This is a genomic window from Thermogutta sp. (assembly GCF_039793925.1).
In the GTDB taxonomy this organism is placed as follows: domain Bacteria; phylum Planctomycetota; class Planctomycetia; order Pirellulales; family Thermoguttaceae; genus Thermogutta.
On sequence record NZ_JBAMME010000296.1, the window covers coordinates 1 to 17,560 of the forward strand.

Here is a 17,560-nt window from a genome sequence, read left to right on the forward strand (position 1 = left end):
AACAACGACGCCGTGGCCAGCCAACTCTTCACCGCCAGCCTCGCCACCGGCAGCAATGGCACCGGCGCTGTGACGGTATCCGATTTTGCCGAACTTTCTGGTGGGGTCGTCGACGTGGGCACGGCCGACGGCGCGCCCCTCATCGGAAATGCCGATCAGGCGACAACGGGCCTGGTTTTCAAAGCCGTGGAATATGGATCGGACGCCTTTGTGTCTGTCAAGGCACTCAACGGAACAAAATTTACGGTAACTGACCGTGATGGGAATCAGGCCACGCGGAGCGCCGGTACTGATGTCCAAGTCCTTGTCAACGGAATCGCAGCAGTGGGCAAGGGCCTTCGGGCATCAATCAATACTGCCGCTCTCGACCTTTCATTCAGTGTTTCAGAGAGTCTGGCAGACGGCACAATGACCGCGTTCCGCATTGTGGGCGGCGGTGCCCAGTTCCAGCTTGGCCCCGATGTGGTCTCCAACCAGCAGGCTCGCTTGGGCATTCAGAGTGTCAACACCGCAAAGCTCGGAGGGGTTGCAGGCCGGCTGTTTGAATTGCGATCAGGTGGTGCTAAATCCCTTACCCGCGATGTGAACGGCGCGGCAGCCGTGGTCGAAGAAGTCATTGCCCAAATCACGACACTTCGTGGCCGATTGGGAGCATTTCAGCGCACTACACTGGAAACCAATATTAGCTCCCTGAACGACACGTTAGAAAATCTCACAGCGGCGGAGAGCTCGATCCGGGATGCGGACTTCGCTGCCGAAAGCGCAGCGCTTACGCGTGCGCAAATACTTGTCCAATCGGGTGTCTCCGTTCTGGCGATTGCAAACAATAACCCGCAAGCTGTTCTCGCTCTCCTTCGCGGTGGGTGATCGATGAAGTTGCTCAGCCCGTAGTAACTTTAGTTAAGAGCAGACAAATCCCATGACGGAGCCAGGGGACGATCAACTGGCGCGGTCCGAGGCCCCCGCTTCTCCTGTGTTCTGGGCAGAAATGCCGGCCCCGCGTTCGCGCAGATGTTTGCCATTCCCATGAATCCGCTGCAGTTTGTCCGCGAGGAGTGAAAGTCGGATCTGTTCCAGGTCACTTCGGTGCTTGAGCTGATTGAAATGGTAGAAGCCGACGAGTAGGTCGCCCGTCGCCAAAATAAGTAGCCACACGGTGAGGAGCCCGGCGGCGAGCCAGTAGCCGATCGCCCAAAAGGGGTGCTCGGTGTCTGAGAACATCAGCCGGCCTGCCCAAAGGAGCAGGCCAAGAACAATCATGAGAAAGCTGATTTGGGCACGACGGTAAAACCGCCGCCGGTGAAATTCCACGTCGGACGATGTGGTCTTCCGCGAGAGAACTGCCCAAGCACGGACCTGCCACGCCAAAAGAATTACCCCTGCGGCCACGATAGCCCAGGGGAAAAGCATGTCACTCCATTCTGCCCAGCCGTGCATTCTTTGGATCCCCCAGCAGTGGGGACTCTGTCGCATGACTCGCCAAGGTCGACGAGCTGAAACGGTACTGGTCAATGCGGCATCACGCTTCGCAGAGCGGTTTCTTCTTTTCTGTTATTTTCGGGCACTGGGGCGCCATTTCCGCGTTGATCTTAATGTACTCTTTCCACTCTTCTGGCACATTATCTGCAAGGAAGATGGCGTCCACCGGACATTCGGGGACACACGCCTCGCAGTCGATGCATTCATCCGGATGGATGTAAAGCATCATCTCCCCTTCGTAGAAGCATTCCACCGGGCAGACCACCACACAATCCGTATACTTGCATCCATAGCAAGGCTTGCAGACGACGTGTGTCATACCGATGCTCTCCGCATTCGAATGGAAACAAAGTAACCGTCGGACGCCACAAGCTCGAACGTTTGATGCGGTGTCAAGCCTGACGACGCGCACCTCCTGCGTGCAACCACCGTTTATGTCATATTATGTGGGCAAAAAAACAATGTCAAGGAATAAAGACGCCACTGCTAAAATAACGACAGAAGCAGGCAAACAACAGCTTCGAGATATCATGCATGAATGACCGGCTCTGCGCCGCTTGCCAGCGTAAGTGAGGTTTTGAGTCGCCAAAAAGACGGGTGTTAAACCGAACCATTTGATGCGCCAGGCGGCCAGGGACCAACGTGCACGCCAGGAGATCGAACGCCATTAATTCAGCGTCTCCTTGCGGCTGTCTTCAGCCCGGATTTCTGCGAGAAATAGTGTCCCATCTGTGTGCGGGCTCGAAGGGGAGTCCGATGGGCTTGTTGGGTTCAGCGACTGGAGCTTAGTTTGACGGGTGGGGGCGGTCCGTGGGGACGCGCCCCACACAAAAAATACGGCGAGACACCCGACGTTGCGATCGGCGAAGAGGTACAATGCAACTACAGACCGTGCGATTTCCCCCACGACTAGGGAGCTTCCCAAATAAGGTGGAGATACAACTGTGACCCGATTTATGCAAAGTGTAAGGTGCGGTTGGCAAACTTGGCGGGTGATTGTCTTTGTTACTGCGTTATTGGGCGCTTCCACTGTGCTTCAATTGAGATCGGCCTATGGAGAAGATCGTTTGCACGCACGGTTGGAAAGCGCGGTAAAGCCATTCATTGCCAATCATCAGCTCGCGGGGGCCGTGATGGTTGTGGCCGACAGCGAGAAGATCCTTCATACCATCCCGCTTGGTTGGGCGGATGTCGAATTGCGGCGTCCAATGCAGGCGGACACTCTTTTCTGGATTGCTTCCCAGTCAAAACCGATCACGGCCACAGCGCTGATGATCCTCGTGGATGAAGGTCGTGTTCATCTGGATGATCCGGTGGAGAAATATCTTCCAGAGTTTCACGAACAATGGTTGGTGGCAGAAGCAACCGAAGATCACATGCTTCTCAAGAGGCCTTCGCGGCCTATTACTGTTCGGGATATTCTCTCGCATACGAGTGGACTGCCGTTTCGATCTGCGCTGGAAGAGCCCACGCTGGATGTGTTTCCCCTGGCTGCGCGGGTACGAAGCTACGCCATGACACCGCTGTTATTTGATCCGGGAAGCCACTACCAGTACTCCAACGCCGGTATCAATACTGCGGCAAGGATTGTCGAGGTGGTAACGGGAAAGGACTTCGCAGAATTTCTCGCAGAACGCATCTTTGAACCACTTGGAATGAAAGACACAACGTTCTGGCCCAACCAAGAGCAACTTTCCCGGCTGGCCAAAGCATACCGGCGCGACATGCAGTCGGGAGAACTTAAAGCTGTCCAAATTGACCAGTTGGCGTACCCTTTAAATGACAGGCAGAACCGCTATCCCGTTCCGGCAGGCGGATTGTTCTCCACGGCTGCCGACCTGGTGCGGTTTTATCAGATGCTTCTCAATAATGGCACCTTTGAAGGGAAGCGGCTAATTTCGGAAAACGCCGTGCGAGAACTGACGTCGCGTCAAACTCCGGCAGGAGTCGCGGAAAGTTACGGGCTGGGTTTTGTGGTTAATGGCCCGGTGTTCGGGCATGGCGGTTCGCATGGGACCAATACCGTCGCGGATCGACGAAAAAACGCGATCTTCGTGTGGCTGGTCCAGCACGTGGGGACAGAGGCCCAAGACGCTTTTCTAAAGGTGGACCAGATCTTCAGTGAATGGATTCCTGATCACAGCAAATAACTGCGTATTTGTGTTGTCTCTGACTGAGTTTATTTAGCAATTAATATCAGGCGAGTGAAAAATACTATGTCGTCTATTCCACAAAAAGACCTGACGAAGTTCCTTCCCATGACCCGGGAAGAAATGGAGGCTCGGGGGTGGGACTACGTAGATGTCGTCTTCGTGACAGGCGACGCCTACGTGGATCATCCGAGTTTCGCCATGGCTTTGCTGGGGCGGCTCATGGAGGCCGAAGGTTATCGGGTGGCGATTCTCAGTCAGCCAGACTGGCATTCGTGCGAACCCTGGAGGCGGTTCGGGCGTCCGCGGTTGTGTTTCGCGGTGAGTGCGGGAAACATGGACTCCATGGTGAATCATTACACCGCGAACCGAAAAGTGCGCAATGATGATGCGTACAGCCCGGGGGGCCGCATAGGGTTGCGGCCGGATCGCGCCACTTTGGCGTACTGCCAGCGCGCCCGGGAAGCTTACAAAGGCGTGCCGGTCATTGCGGGAGGAGTGGAAGCCAGTTTGCGTCGCATTGCCCATTATGACTACTGGAGCGACAAAGTACGGCGATCCATTCTTCTTGACTCCAAGGCCGACCTCCTCGTCTACGGTATGGGTGAACGACCACTTTTGGAAATTTTGCGACGACTCTCCGCCGGGGAACCCATCAAAAATATTCGCGATGTTCGAGGTACAGCATACCGACTTGGCGCGTCGGAAAAACCACCGGAGGATGCCATATGCCTACCTTCCTATGAGGAGGTCGTCGCCAGCAAGGAAGCATTCGCGCGCATGACGAAAATGGCACACCTGGAAACCAATCCCTACAATGCCCGGCGGCTTGTGCAATATCACGATCGCGAGGCCGTGGTCATTAATCCGCCCGCGTTCCCGTTGACGGAAGAAGAGATGGACCGGGTGTACGGACTTCCTTTTCAGAGGCGGCCCCACCCGCTCTACGGGGACGAACCGATTCCAGCATTTGAAGTAGTCAAACATTCCATTCAGATTATGCGGGGTTGTTTCGGGGGGTGTACATTTTGTTCTATCACGGCTCACGAAGGTCGAATTATTCAAAGTCGCTCGCCGCAGTCGATTATTCAGGAAATTGAACAGTTAAAACAGGATCCCGAGTTCAAGGGCGTGATCAGTGATATCGGCGGTCCAACCGCAAATATGTATCGGATGAATTGCAGCCGCCCCGACGTTCGCGAAAAATGCCGCCGTTTAAGTTGTATCCATCCGACGATATGTAAGCTTTTAAATACCAGCCACGGACCACTTATTGAACTCCTTAAGCGAGTGCGACACGTGCAGGGCGTTAAGAAGGTGTACGTGGCCTCGGGAATTCGCATGGATCTGGCCCAGTTAAGCCCTGCTTATATGAATCATCTTGTACGTTATCACGTGGGCGGTCATCTTAAAGTGGCGCCAGAGCACTGCGATCCCGATGTCCTGCGCCTGATGAAAAAACCGAGCATAGAGGATTTCGAAAGGTTTGCAAAGAAATTTCACGAACTTTCACGCGCTGCGGGAAAAGAACAATATTTGGTGCCGTATTTCATATCGGGTCACCCTGGGTGCGACCTCAAGGCGATGATTCGACTCGCGGAGTTTCTCAAAAGGACGGGCTATCGTCCCCAGCAGGTTCAGGACTTTATGCCGACTCCCTTCGATATCGCCACGTGCATGTATTACACGGGGATTGACCCAATGACCGGGGAAAAGGTGTACGTGCCGCGGGGGGAACGCGAGCGAAGGCTCCAGCGAGCGCTCCTTCAGTTCTGGAAACCGGAGAATTATTTCCTCGTCCGCGAGGCGTTGCGGCTCGCGGGCAGGACGGACTTGATCGGCAGTGCTCCTCACTGTCTCATCCCATCGAACCCTCCAAAAGAAGCTCTTGTTGCACGTCGGAGAAGCCAACAGGCGGAATCGTTAGCTGAGGATCGGAACGAAGCCAAGGCCACAGGGGCAGGTTATCGACCTCACCGGAAAACGTTTCGGCGAAGGACGACGAAGAAAAGCTGATCTGTGCTCATCTCCCCAATGCCGTCATCGGCGGTGCCTCGTTGCTGGTCCTTTTGGGACTTCGTTCTGGCGCGTTTAGTGGTGGCTTCCGATTGTGGGGTTGAAATAGTCGCAAATATAGCCTCGCCAGTGTGAAAGAGTGCAGGCTACGTTGCCTGCGGGCCAGCACGCTCATGGTGGTACAGTGTGCTCCGTTGCTGGAATAAGATGCTGTTGCGAGCAATTAATCGCGGGCGTCTGATGACAACAGAGGTGCGGTGGGAACGGGGCTCGGGCGCTTCTATACTGGATATAGGGCCGATGAATGGACCATCCCGAGCCAAAAATCGCCCCGCGCGAGCAGTTTGGCCGGACCACAGGGGTATTGCGAACATCTGATTCAATCTGGTTTTGAAGTCCTATGACGATTTCAAGTGAGCGAATTCCTGCGGTAGGCATTGATCTCGGCACTACGTACTCCGTTGTAGCGTACTTGGATGCGCAGGGCCATCCGGAAACGATTGTTAATGCGGAAGGGGAAAGGCTGACGCCGAGCGTCGTATATTTCGATGGGGAAGAGGTAATCGTGGGCCGTGAGGCGCTCAAGGCCTTCGCCCGATTGCCGAGTCAGGCGGCTGAGTGTTCCAAGCGAGACGTGGGCTACAAGGTGTATCACAAGGCTTTGCAGGGGAAATACTACCCGCCAGAGGTGATCGAGGCGTTTATTCTTAATAAATTGCGGCAGGATGCTTCACAACACCTTGGCGAGTTCAGTCATGTTGTGATTACGGTGCCCGCCTACTTTGATGAGGTACGCAGAAAAGCCACGCAGGACGCCGGCTACATGGCGGGATTGGAAGTGATGGATATCATCAACGAACCGGTGGCCGCTGCCCTAGCTTTCGGCTATGAATCCGGTCGGTTGAGTGAACCATGCAGCGACGTCAAACCCGAAAAAGTGCTCGTGTACGATCTGGGTGGCGGTACTTTCGATGTCACGGTGATGGAGATCCGCGGCTACGAATACGTCACCCTGTCGATTGATGGGGATGTGCGATTGGGGGGATGGGACTGGGACCAACGTTTGGTTGACCTGGTGGCAGAAAAAATCATTCGTCAGGTCGGCTTTGATCCCCGAGAGGATGTTCGTCTTTGGGGCAAGTTGTGGTCACTCTGCGAAGAGGCCAAGCGCACACTTTCGGTGCGTACAAAAACGGTGATACCGTTCGAGTATCGGACCAGCACAGTGGACGTCGAAGTATACCGCGAGGAATTCGAGGAGGCTACCAGGGATCTGCTTGATCGCACGCGATTTACCACTCTTCAGGCCCTGAAAGCGGCCGGGCTTGACTGGGACGACATCGATCGGGTGCTTCTCGTGGGGGGATCGACCCGGATGCCAATGGTCCGCAATTTAATTCGTGAGCTCTCCGGCAAAGAACCAGATGCATCGATTTCTGCGGATGAGGCGGTGGCCCTTGGCGCGGCCCTCCACGCGGGCTGGCTGTTGGGGAAGGCACAGGGTGAACGGCCGCGCTACAGAATTCGCAACGTCAACTCGCACAGTTTGGGAGTGGTGGGCGTGGACCCGCTCACCCGGCGTCGAAGAGTTGGGACGATTATCCCGCGCAACACGCGTCTACCGATTATCGCCAAACGGAGATTCCGCACTCACACGCCTAATCAGCGTTCCATCCTGGTTGAAATCGTAGAGGGAGAAAGTCCCGAGCCGGAGGATTGCTGCGAAATTGGCAAGGTACGTATCCGCGATTTACCTCCCAATCTCCCCAAGGGTTGGCCGGTGGAAGTCATTTTCCAGTATCGTGCAAACGGAAGGCTTAAGGTCCGTGTCCGTGTGCCGGAAGTGGACCGAGAAGTTGTAGCGGAGTTCCACCGGGAAAGGGCTCTTACAAAACAGCACCTGGACGGCTGGCGGCAGTTTATCAGCGGTAAAGAACCCACAGATTACCGCTGAATCGTCCGTCGCCCGTATGGCAAATGGCCGGCGACCTCCCTCCGCATCGTTTCTTAAAGGCATGTGTCTTGAATTCAATGCCAGGCGAAAAGGACCGGAAGCAGGCTCGTGGGCGTAAATCCCGATCTCCGCAGCCCAAATGCCTGTTGTCGTCATGGTGGTTGCTTGTAAGGGTGCTTTATGCACCGCGATGGTGGTATCATAAAGACTTACAGCACCGGCCGATTAGCAATTTAGGCCCGTGAGATCGGATCGTAAAATACCGCGTTATATCAGATCCCTTCGGCGTGCGGAGAGTGCGAAACCTGGAAAACAATGGCGCAAATTGGACGGAAAGGACGCGAAATGAGCGACACATGCCCGTGGATAATCTCGACAAGTCCTGCCACTTTCGAAGAGGACGTCTTGGAACGTTCCAAAGAAGTTTTGGTGGTGTTGGACTTTTGGGCACCATGGTGTGGGCCGTGTCGTTTGTTGGGACCTCTGCTTGAAAAGCTGGCTCGGGAGAAAAACGGCGCGTTCATTCTGGTAAAGGTGAATACGGATGAAATGCCGGAACTCGCAGCCGTGTTTCATGTGCAGGGGATTCCGACCGTTTTTGCGCTGAGAGATAGCCGGGTGGTCGACTATTTTACAGGAGCCTTACCGGAGTCCGAATTACGGGCCTGGCTGGATCAGTTGCTCCCGCAGGAAGACGAAGCCCTCGTGGCGCAGGCCGACGCTTTGGCCGATCGTGACCCCAAATCCGCGGAGGCCAAGTACCGCGAGGCTATTTCGCGAAATCCGAAGTCCATTCCCGGACGAATTGGTCTGGCACGACTGCTCGCAAAGCAGAAGCGTTACGACGAAGCCAAATCCCTGCTCAACGAGCTGAGCGATCTCGGAGCGACCTCGGAGGAAGTGGAAAAACTACGCGCGGAGTTGGAACTTGCGGACTCGGGCGAGAAAAGCGACTTACACTCTCTGGAAGCGCAGGTGGCCGCCAACCCAGGGAATTTTGACCTCCGTGTGAAGTATGCCCGTGCCTTGGCTGGGGCCGCCCGTTACCAACAGGCCCTGGAGGAGGCTCTCCGCGTAGTCCAAATGGCTCAGGGCGAGCCGAAGGAAGAAGCACGAAAATTGATGCTGCAGATCTTCAATATTCTCGGTGCTGTCCATCCTCTTACCGAAGAATATCGCCGCCGTCTGACGATGGCACTATTTTGATGTGCGCGAATAAATGGCGATTGTTCATGCTCTGAGTCATGGGACGTCGTCGGCTCGGTCCACCTGCCTAGAACATCACCAGATTCGGCGTTGAATATGTCTGATAAGGGCGAGTTGAGCGTGGCGACGGGTTTCATTAGTGTCTGCGGTGCGCGGGTTCATAACCTTAAAAATGTCGATGTGAATATTCCACTGGGCCGCCTCGTGGTCATTACCGGCCCGAGTGGTTCGGGAAAAAGCTCGCTGGCGTTTGATACGCTTCATGCGGAAGGACAGCGCCAGTACCTGGAAACGCTAACGCCGTACATGCGGCGGGTCATTCCGCAACTGGAACGCCCCGATGTGGACTGGGTGGAGGGACTGCCGCCAACCGTGGCGATCGATCAGCGTGGTGGTCCGCCGCCGCCCCGAAGCACCGTGGGCACCCTCACCGAAGTATATGATTTGCTGCGCCTCCTGTACGTGCGGGTGGGGGAACTCCGCTGTCCCAATTGCTCCGTGCCGGTCGTCAGTCAATCACCCCAGGAAATTTGTCAAGCGATTCTGTCGCTTCCCGAGGGGACACGCGTCATCCTCCTGGCTCCGCTTCCCATCAAGAGATCGCAGAAGGCGTCGGAAATAGTGGCCACGATCCGGAAGCTGGGGTTTCCTCGCATCCGGCTCAACGGGCAACTGTGTGATCTCGACGAGTTAACACCTCAAGCCGTGGAAGGAGACTGCCGCGTGGAAGTAGTGGTGGACCGCGTGATCATCAAGCCCGCTATCGAAACCCGGCTGCGTGAGTCGCTCCATACCGCTCTCCGCATTTCCGATGGCCAGGCGGTCGTTTCCTATGAAGCCAGAGCAGAAAACGGTGAACCGTGCTGGATAGACCGGGTGTTCAGCACTGTACGACGCTGTCCCCGATGCGGTGAAATCTACCCCGAAGTCGATCTTCGAACTCTCAGTTTTTACAGTCCCCAGGGGGCCTGTCCTCAGTGCGAGGGCCTTGGTTTGGTGGACCGATTCGATCCAAATCTGGTGATCGACTTTTCCCGAGGTCTGGAAAACGGGGCCGTGCGACTGTGGAAAGATGCTCGCGCGAAATTGAAGCATCATGCCAAAAAAATCGAACGACTGATGAATCAAGGCGGATTTGATTGGTCAACGCCGCTGCAAAGAATCCCTGAAGAGTTCCGTATAAAACTCATTTATGGTACCCGGGCTTCCGCTCAAGTTTCGGACAAATCCGCGGCACACTCTCAATTTATGCGTCGAACCCGGAGTACGGAATTCGTCGGTCTCCTGCAGCTCTTGGAAGTGGAATACGAGCTGCTGGCAGAAGATTGGCAGCGGCGCGAATGGGCGGCGTTCCGGTCTCAGGTGGCCTGCCCGTCATGTCAGGGTGCGGGTCTGGGTCCCCTTGGACGCTCGGTCACGGTCCAGGGGATGCCGATTCATGTGTTGTGTGCGAGGACGATCCCCGAGATTCGCGCATTTTTGGAGCTCCTGAATCTTCCGCCGTATCAGCAGAATCTGGCAGCTCCAATTGTTAAGGAGATCCTTCATCGCTTAGACTTTCTGGCTCAGGTAGGGTTGGATTACGTCACCCTGGATAGGCGGGGCGAGACTTTAAGTGGGGGAGAACTCCAGCGTGTTCGCCTGGCGGCCGGACTAGGGGCCGTATTGAGCGACGTGTGTTACATCGTGGATGAGCCATCGATTGGGCTTCATCCGCGAGACAACGACCGCCTCATCGCAAGCCTCCGTCAACTCGTCGATCGCGGAAACACGGTCATTGTGGTGGAGCACGATGAAGCTATCATCCGAGCGGCAGACTGGGTGATCGATATGGGGCCTAGCGCCGGACCCGCCGGAGGGCGCGTTGTTGCTGAGGGAACAGCGGCCGACATCATGGCGCATCCCCACTCTATCACGGGACGTTATCTCGCCGGCCGGGACCGGATTCCCATTCCGACCCGGCGTCGTCAAGCACAACCTGGACGGGAAATTGTTCTCGTGGGTGCCACCACCAACAACCTCAAGAATATCACGGTTGAGTTTCCTCTCGGACTGTTTATCTGCGTCACTGGTGTGAGCGGCTCTGGAAAGAGCTCGCTTCTCAGCCTTACTCTCGCACCAGCTTTAAAGCGGGCGTTGCTCGGCTTGGGGAGTAAGGGTGCTGGATATGACGAAATCCGCGGATTCGAAAATGTGGAGCGGGTTGTGGATGTCGATCAAACACCCATTGGTAGATCCCCTCGCAGCAATGTCGCGACCTATACGGGTGTGTTTGACGAAATCAGACGCGTGTTTGCCACTACGCGAGACGCACGCCGGTTAGGATTTCGGGCTGATCGGTTCAGCTTCAACAATCCGGCAGGTCGGTGTCCCGCGTGTCAGGGGCTGGGGCAGCAGAAGATTGAGATGGACTTTTTACCGGATATGTATGTGACCTGTCCGGCGTGTCTCGGGCGGCGATTCAATCGCCAAACCCTGGAGGTGCGTTACCGCGACAAGACCATCGCCGATGTACTCGAGATGTCTATCGAGGAAGCGTTAAAATTCTTCGAGAATTTTCCTGCCATTGAAACGATTCTGCGACGTCTGTGCGAGGTCGGACTGGGTTATCTTCAGCTTGGGCAGAAAGCAGTGGCGCTGTCGGGCGGGGAAGCCCAGCGAATCAAGCTGGCAACGGAGTTGGCTCGAGGACGTCAGGGAAAAACGGTGTACCTTCTCGACGAGCCGACCACCGGTCTCCATAAAGATGATGTCCGGCGTCTTCTTGCCGTGCTGCACCAATTGGTTGACTCAGGAAACACAGTGGTCGTAGTGGAGCATCACCTGGACCTGATCAAGTCGGCCGACTGGGTTATCGAACTGGGGCCCGAGGGTGGCCGAGATGGTGGCAACGTGGTGGCAGTCGGAACTCCCGAGGAGATTGCCCGTAACCCGCATAGTCCCACAGGCCAGTATTTGGCTCCCATCCTCCAACGGGGTTGATCGATCGTCGGCTAACTCGGCGCATCATGCCGTGCGACACAAAGTGTCAACCGGCTAGGAAACGAAAAATCGGGCCCCGATCACACAGGACCGGAACCCGAGATTCATCGACAGCCGGCCGGACCTGGTCCGATTTCAGTATCCGCCGGTGTTGGTCTCGCCACCATCTCGCGTGGAGAGTGCGCGATAGACGGCGAGGTCGATCGTATCGGAGATGAACCGGACCGTGCCATCACCGAAGCCAAAGTTGCCGCCGCCCGGGTGAAAACTTCCGAATGCTCCATTGTTCGATCCGTAGACAACTCCCTGCCCCGGCGGAGTATTCAGGGGATTATCGGTAGTCCGCAGAGAATCGGTGTGTCGACCCGCAATCCACCACCGATTCACACCCTCGGGAGTGTGAGACTTCACCACTTCACCAACAAAAAATGTGTTGCTCAGTCCATCCGTGCAGTCGGCATATTTCAGCGAGCGAATGTACATGAACATCCCCGTATTACCAGCTTTCACGGCACCGCTAATGCCTTGGCTGGGGCCAATCGAACCGGAGCAGAGCGCATAGCAACCGGTGGAGTATACGGGAGTTGGATTGTTCACGGTGTACAAAGGCTCGTCTATTGAGGTGGGACAGACAAAAACCTGGGGACGAGTGCGGAACAGTTGATCATAATTGGGAATAAGGCTCAACCAACCCGTTGTCGACGGACCAATACCACAGTTCGCCGGTTGGATCGCACCCAACTGGAAACCGATTTGGTCATAGATATTTTTCGCCTCCAGGTATGGCAGTAGCATGACGAAGCCACTGGTTCCCTGGCGCTTGTAATCTGGCACTGCATTGGCGCCCGAAGTCGGCGCGAGGCCGTAGTAGTCCGAGCAGTCTGAGCCCATGCGACCTGGAGGCAGAGATTTCACCGTCTGCTCGTAATTGGCCATTGCGAGCGTGATTTGTTTTAAATTGTTCGTGCATTGGGATCGGCGGGCTGCTTCTCGAGCCGCTTGTACCGCCGGTAGCAAAAGGGCGATAAGAATCCCAATGATGGCGATAACCACAAGAAGCTCCACAAGTGTGAAGCCATGCGCCTGTAACCGGCTGCACTTTTTGACGCACTTCATAACTGGACCTCCACAAAACGACGATGGCCGATAACAAAAGACAACGATCCGTAAACTGACTTCGTTCAGAACTTGTTCGGATCCTCTGAGATCGGGGTAGCCTGCACCTTCTTGAGCGGGCCGGTTATGTCAATTCGCAGGGAGTCTGTAGGCTTTTCGATAGTGACCGTCAGACCACTCGTTTCCGGATTGGCAAATTTCTCATCGATGAGCGAAACGCTTTCCTGCCCGACCATTGCGTTGAGGATGATGGCGACCTTGTGCGTACCGGGCACGCAGCCGTCACCATTCTCGTAGGTTGTCAGCGTGAATCTTCCGGTTTGTGGATCAATTTGTCCGGTAGCGGGCCGCATCCCATCAGGTACGACACGGATGAAGCCCGGGACGCCCGCTGCGAGCGGCTGGCCATCGATGAAAACTTGTCCGGAAACCTTGACGAGCCGAGGCCGTCCTTGACCGCACCCTGGAATCGTCGAAGCAATCAAGGCCATCACCAACAATGCGAATGCGGCGGCTCGACCGAAAGGGCGGTGCATCAGTGCCTCCCCTAACCCTCAGTTGAAAAAGGTGTGACAGGTGGGATCGCCTAGAACGGTCCGCGTCTCCGCGGTTGAGAAAACACTTTCTCCACTCACGCCTGCGATATGACCTGGCGGGCGATGGCCGTCAAGATGAAAGGATTCGCGCTGTTATAAATAAACGCAATTCATGAGCGTTGACAGTCAAGAGTTTCCGTTCGCGTTCTCTGGTAGTTGACCAAAGAAAAAGGTCGCCGGTCTTGCGACCGGCGACCCGGCTCGGAGGAGGGACGTCAGCTTGGCTGCGCGCTATTGGGTGATACCGAGTTTCTCTTCCTCTTCTTCTGCGATGATGATCCGCGGTGTGACCATCATCATGAGGCTCTGGGTTTCCCGCCCGACGCCCACGTTTTTGAACAGGCGGTTGATGTACGGGATCTTGTCAAGCATGGGCACGCCGAACTCGTTACGGCCTTCGCTCAGTCGTTTGATCCCGCCGAGGAGAACCGTTCCGCCGTCGGGCACGCTCACGGTAGTCAGCACGTAGAAGGAGGCGACCGTGGGCAACTGAACTGTGGTACCGGAACGTGTTGTGCTCCGCGAATTGGCTTTCTTCGTGTTGTCGTTCGGCGTGTCCTGGTTTCCTTCAGCCGACGTGCTTTCCGTCGTAGTTTCGGAACCTGTGAAGGTGAATTCGTTCACCTCTTTGATCCGTGCGAAGTAGGGGATAACCGTCATCCGCACGAACCGCCGGTCCTGTGACACGACAGGTTGCACCGTCAGGAAAGTCCCTTCATGAACCATTGTGACCACCGGTTGCTGAGCTGCTGCGAAGTCGCCGACCACCGGAATCACGCTGATCACGAAGGGGCTGGTGGACTGGTCGGCCACAATACCGTATTGCCCGTTGAACAGCGTCACTTTGGGGGCTTGCAGCACGTTCGACCGCCGGTCACCCTGTGCAGCCTCGATGAAGAAGAACGCCTCAATATCACTCAGGATCGCAAACCCGAGCTGAGCGCCTGCCGTCGGGTCATAGCCGCCAAATTGGGGAACTGAAAGATTGAAACTCCCTTGACGGAACGGAATGTCGAGGTCCGCGCTGAACACATTCGGCGCCGAAAGACCCACGGTCACACCTTTACCGTTGTCACGATCGGTGAGGTCGCGAATGGGTTCCGTCGGCGGGTTAGCGGTGGGATCACCTCCCTGTACAATTTGGCCGAACCGAACACCTCGGCGCCCGTCGATTTTGTCGTCGATGTCGAAATCGAAGTCCACGCCGATGCGTTCGAAGAAGTTGTCATTAAGGGTAATGAATCGAACTTCCACAGTGACTTGGAGGTCCTGCATGCGACGGAGTTGCTCCAGCAGATCGGAAATTTGCTCGTGGACTTCCTGAGTCTGGCTGATAACCAGGCTCAGGTTGGTGGGGAAAGGCGAAATTGACCCGGGACCGCCCACTGTGTCCCACGTATCTGGAGCTACCGTGGTTTCGATGAGATCAATAAGGCTCTCGAAGTCGGCAAGAGCCGCACCACCCATTCCACCGGGGCCGGTTGTGATGGGGGCGTTGGCTCCGCCTGGCGACGCATGGGCGGCAGCAGTGGACATCTGGGCGAGAATCGAGGGGTTCACGCCAGCCGTCGCTTTCGAGCCGTCGCGGGTGGCAACCACGGCGACCGGGGCGAGCGGTGAGCCCGTTTGATTCACACCCAGTTGGGTCAGAGCTGTGCTGTAGGACTCTGCAAGCGTCCGCACCTCTCCCTTGAAATTGGGAATGGGGGAAACCAGGTCGGCGACATTGTACACCACCGGATAGACGGTGCCTCGTCGGTATTGCTCGCTGGTGATCTTGAGAACGTCGTCCTTAATCACGTAGGACAGATGGAGCGGTTCAAGTACCAGGTTGAGAGCGCTCTTGAGTGAGATTTCCTGGGCGAGGCTGATCGTCACCGGCGTGTCGGTGGTGACACCTTCCGAAGCCAGACCGGCCGGATCCACATGGATGTTGATGTCCACCAGCTTCGACAGATAATCCAGCACCCGGCCCAGAGGAGCGTTCTCGAACTGCAGCATAACACCCGTGTTAAGCTTCTGTTCGATTTCCAGCTCTCGGGCTGAGCGCTGGCGACCGGCCTCGGCGAGCTTGGAGCGTCGCTTCGTGAGGTCTGCCCAGGACTTGGCATCGGGCATCACATAGGGATTGGAGTCATCAAAGGGGATGGATGCCTTGTCCACCGATGCCAGTTGAGCGAGGAATCCCTGCTCTTTTTGGTCGCGAATGGCCATACTCTCGCTGTACTGGCGGATGAATCGCGCATTGAGAACAAGTTGCTTGGTGACCGGATTGTCGGGATCCAGTTCCGCTGCTTTTTTGGCCACGACTTCTGCCTCGGCAAACCGCTGCTCTCGCATGAGTTGATTGTATTGCTCCACGAGTTGAGCGAGCTTGCCCTGACGGTCCAGGTTGGACTGCTGCTCTTCGGCAATTTTCTGGGTGATCTCTTGATTTTTCTTCTCAATCTCAATGCGTGGACGATTCTGTTCAAGGTACAACTGGAAGTCGGCGATCTGCCGATCGAGCCTCCGCAGGAGCTGGTCGCGCGTGGTCAGATCCAGCGTCGCATTATCCACGCTCTTGCGCGCTTCCTGGAGGATTTGCAAAGCCTTTTCCGGATCCTTTTCCCGCAAGCTCAGGGCCTGGGACTCTTTCAGGGAAATGTCTGCGATGAGCTGGCGGGTGGCGAGCTGCTGCTCAGTCATCGCATTGGGTGTGGCCAACCCGGGATTAGCAGCCTGGGCCACAGCACGGGCGGCCTCTTGCTGCAGCACGTCCTGCACCCGCTGGACGGTGACAGGATCCATTTCGTTGAAGTACGCCGTGGATTGGCGGAAGTACTCCATTGCGGCGGCATGGTCACCGCGGCGCAACGCCTCTTCCGCTTGTCGCACAAGAGCCATGCCTCGGCTTTCACCCGCAGGCGTAGCGCCGGGCTCGGGACTGAACGGACTTGCCGGGGTAGCCGGTGCCTGCTGGTAAACCCCTGCCGGAATGTTACGGGTCATGTCACGACTCGGATCATAGACCGCGGCCGCAGCCACACTCCCATTGTAGGCACCTGCGGCAGGGACCACGGTTTGAGCGCCCGCTGGCTGCACTCCAAGACGCTGTTTCATCTGCTGGATGTCAGCCAGAAGGCGACCCGGGGAGTCCTCCTGCGGGCCAAAAGCAGTTTCCGGCACTCGCAGCATCGCTGCCTGGCTGGCTAGCGTTTCCGCCGTGCTCAAATCGCCGGCCGTCAGGGCAGCACGTGCCTGCGCCAGAATCTGCAGGACCCGCTGCTTTTGCGCGACGGGATCGTTGCCCTGGGCACGCCGCGTGCGCTCGGCGGAGATCCGCTGGAGGACCGTTTCCGGTTTCATTTCAAAAGGACTGAAGGTAATTCCCTGTTGAGCGGCCAACTGGGCAAGCCGTTCCGCTTCATCCAGATCACCCCAGCGCAGCAATCCGTCTGCCTCTTCCAGCAGGAGCTTCGCATAAAGACGGCGCCACCCTTCGGTTTGGGACCGCTCGGCCTTCTGGGCCATCAGGTTTTCATGGGTCTGAATGAGCGCCTCTACCCGCTCAGGCGAGTCCTCAAACCGCCCATAGCTAAGGCCGAGGCCTCGCACCTGCTCAAGATACCGCCGCGCTGTTTTGACATCCCCCAGGGCCAGGGCTCGTCTTGCCTCGAGCAACCATTGATCACTCTGCAACTGGGCGGGTGACTTGCCTGATCTACTGGTGGGAGGGGTGACCTGCGTGATTTGTCCGACCGGAGGTAAAGGATTAACCGAGGGTGGGGTGGTGGACGTGTCGATCGATACTTGGCCGCCCATTTTGCGGATGTCCTCCGCCAATTTGGCGGGCGAATCCTCTTCCGAGCTGAAAGTTGCCGGTAGGGCGGCGGCCATCTGGCACCATTGCGCCGCTTCCGTCAGATTCCCCCGGATCAACGCCATCCGGCCGTTACGGACATATGTCTTAGCCTGGGTCTTAGGATCCGGCGCGGACCCCGTGAGGTTTCGTGCACCGAAAGGATCTTGCACCGGACCGGCGTCACCTCCCCGGCTTCCTCGGGCGTTTTCCAGAGCCC

At 56.5% G+C, this 17,560-nt stretch carries 11 protein-coding genes; 6 read left to right on the forward strand and 5 right to left on the reverse strand.

Features of this window, described 5'->3' with window-relative positions; translation table 11 throughout:
- On the forward strand, positions 1–867 hold an 867-nt coding region (locus ABJK56_RS15910), incomplete at its 5' end, for a flagellin (protein ID WP_347245660.1).
- A gap of 72 nt (positions 868–939) precedes the next feature.
- Here ABJK56_RS15910 and ABJK56_RS15915 read toward each other — a convergent pair.
- Positions 940–1,437, reverse strand: coding sequence for a hypothetical protein (locus tag ABJK56_RS15915; RefSeq protein WP_347245661.1), 498 nt, complete (start codon positions 1,435–1,437; stop codon positions 940–942).
- Between the two features lie 82 nt (positions 1,438–1,519).
- Positions 1,520–1,798, reverse strand: a complete 279-nt coding sequence (locus tag ABJK56_RS15920; RefSeq protein ID WP_095416234.1) for a ferredoxin family protein — start codon at positions 1,796–1,798, stop codon at positions 1,520–1,522.
- A 748-nt stretch (positions 1,799–2,546) separates the two neighbouring features.
- Here ABJK56_RS15920 and ABJK56_RS15925 point away from each other — a divergent pair.
- The 5 genes from ABJK56_RS15925 to uvrA all read left to right on the forward strand — a co-directional run bounded on the left by ABJK56_RS15925 (position 2,547) and on the right by uvrA (position 11,787).
- On the forward strand, positions 2,547–3,629 hold the full coding sequence (locus ABJK56_RS15925) for a serine hydrolase domain-containing protein (protein ID WP_347245662.1): 1,083 nt from the start codon (positions 2,547–2,549) through the stop codon (positions 3,627–3,629).
- A gap of 66 nt (positions 3,630–3,695) precedes the next feature.
- Positions 3,696–5,645 (forward strand): YgiQ family radical SAM protein, encoded by a 1,950-nt coding sequence (locus ABJK56_RS15930; RefSeq protein ID WP_347245663.1) that lies wholly within the window; start codon positions 3,696–3,698, stop codon positions 5,643–5,645.
- Between the two features lie 400 nt (positions 5,646–6,045).
- Positions 6,046–7,599 carry an Hsp70 family protein gene (locus tag ABJK56_RS15935; RefSeq protein ID WP_347245665.1) on the forward strand — a complete coding sequence of 518 codons (1,554 nt, stop codon included), beginning with the start codon at positions 6,046–6,048 and terminating at the stop codon, positions 7,597–7,599.
- A 345-nt stretch (positions 7,600–7,944) separates the two neighbouring features.
- Positions 7,945–8,805, forward strand: a complete 861-nt coding sequence (locus ABJK56_RS15940; RefSeq protein ID WP_347245666.1) for a tetratricopeptide repeat protein — start codon at positions 7,945–7,947, stop codon at positions 8,803–8,805.
- A gap of 96 nt (positions 8,806–8,901) precedes the next feature.
- Positions 8,902–11,787, forward strand: a complete 2,886-nt coding sequence (gene uvrA, locus ABJK56_RS15945; RefSeq protein WP_347245667.1) for an excinuclease ABC subunit UvrA — start codon at positions 8,902–8,904, stop codon at positions 11,785–11,787.
- Positions 11,788–11,922: 135 nt separating this feature from the next.
- On the opposite strand, the gene ABJK56_RS15950 is transcribed toward uvrA, so the two are convergent.
- From ABJK56_RS15950 to ABJK56_RS15960, 3 genes are all read right to left on the reverse strand, one after another.
- Complete coding sequence (locus ABJK56_RS15950; protein WP_347245668.1) at positions 11,923–12,903, reverse strand: DUF1559 domain-containing protein; 981 nt, start codon at positions 12,901–12,903, stop codon at positions 11,923–11,925.
- Between the two features lie 65 nt (positions 12,904–12,968).
- A complete protein-coding gene (locus tag ABJK56_RS15955) occupies positions 12,969–13,439 on the reverse strand; it encodes a hypothetical protein (RefSeq protein ID WP_347245669.1) in 471 nt (156 codons plus the stop codon).
- Positions 13,440–13,730: 291 nt separating this feature from the next.
- Positions 13,731–17,560, reverse strand: a 3,830-nt coding sequence (locus ABJK56_RS15960) for a hypothetical protein (RefSeq protein ID WP_347245670.1), incomplete at its 5' end; no start/stop codon positions are given.

Coding starts and splice junctions, on each gene's coding strand:
- ABJK56_RS15915 (WP_347245661.1), bottom strand. CDS start 1,437: ATGCACGGCTGGGCAGAATGGAGTGACATGCTTTTCCCCTGGGCTATC.
- ABJK56_RS15935 (WP_347245665.1), top strand. CDS start 6,046: ATGACGATTTCAAGTGAGCGAATTCCTGCGGTAGGCATTGATCTCGGC.
- ABJK56_RS15930 (WP_347245663.1), top strand. CDS start 3,696: ATGTCGTCTATTCCACAAAAAGACCTGACGAAGTTCCTTCCCATGACC.
- uvrA (WP_347245667.1), top strand. CDS start 8,902: ATGTCTGATAAGGGCGAGTTGAGCGTGGCGACGGGTTTCATTAGTGTC.
- ABJK56_RS15950 (WP_347245668.1), bottom strand. CDS start 12,903: ATGAAGTGCGTCAAAAAGTGCAGCCGGTTACAGGCGCATGGCTTCACA.
- ABJK56_RS15955 (WP_347245669.1), bottom strand. CDS start 13,439: ATGCACCGCCCTTTCGGTCGAGCCGCCGCATTCGCATTGTTGGTGATG.
- ABJK56_RS15940 (WP_347245666.1), top strand. CDS start 7,945: ATGAGCGACACATGCCCGTGGATAATCTCGACAAGTCCTGCCACTTTC.
- ABJK56_RS15920 (WP_095416234.1), bottom strand. CDS start 1,798: ATGACACACGTCGTCTGCAAGCCTTGCTATGGATGCAAGTATACGGAT.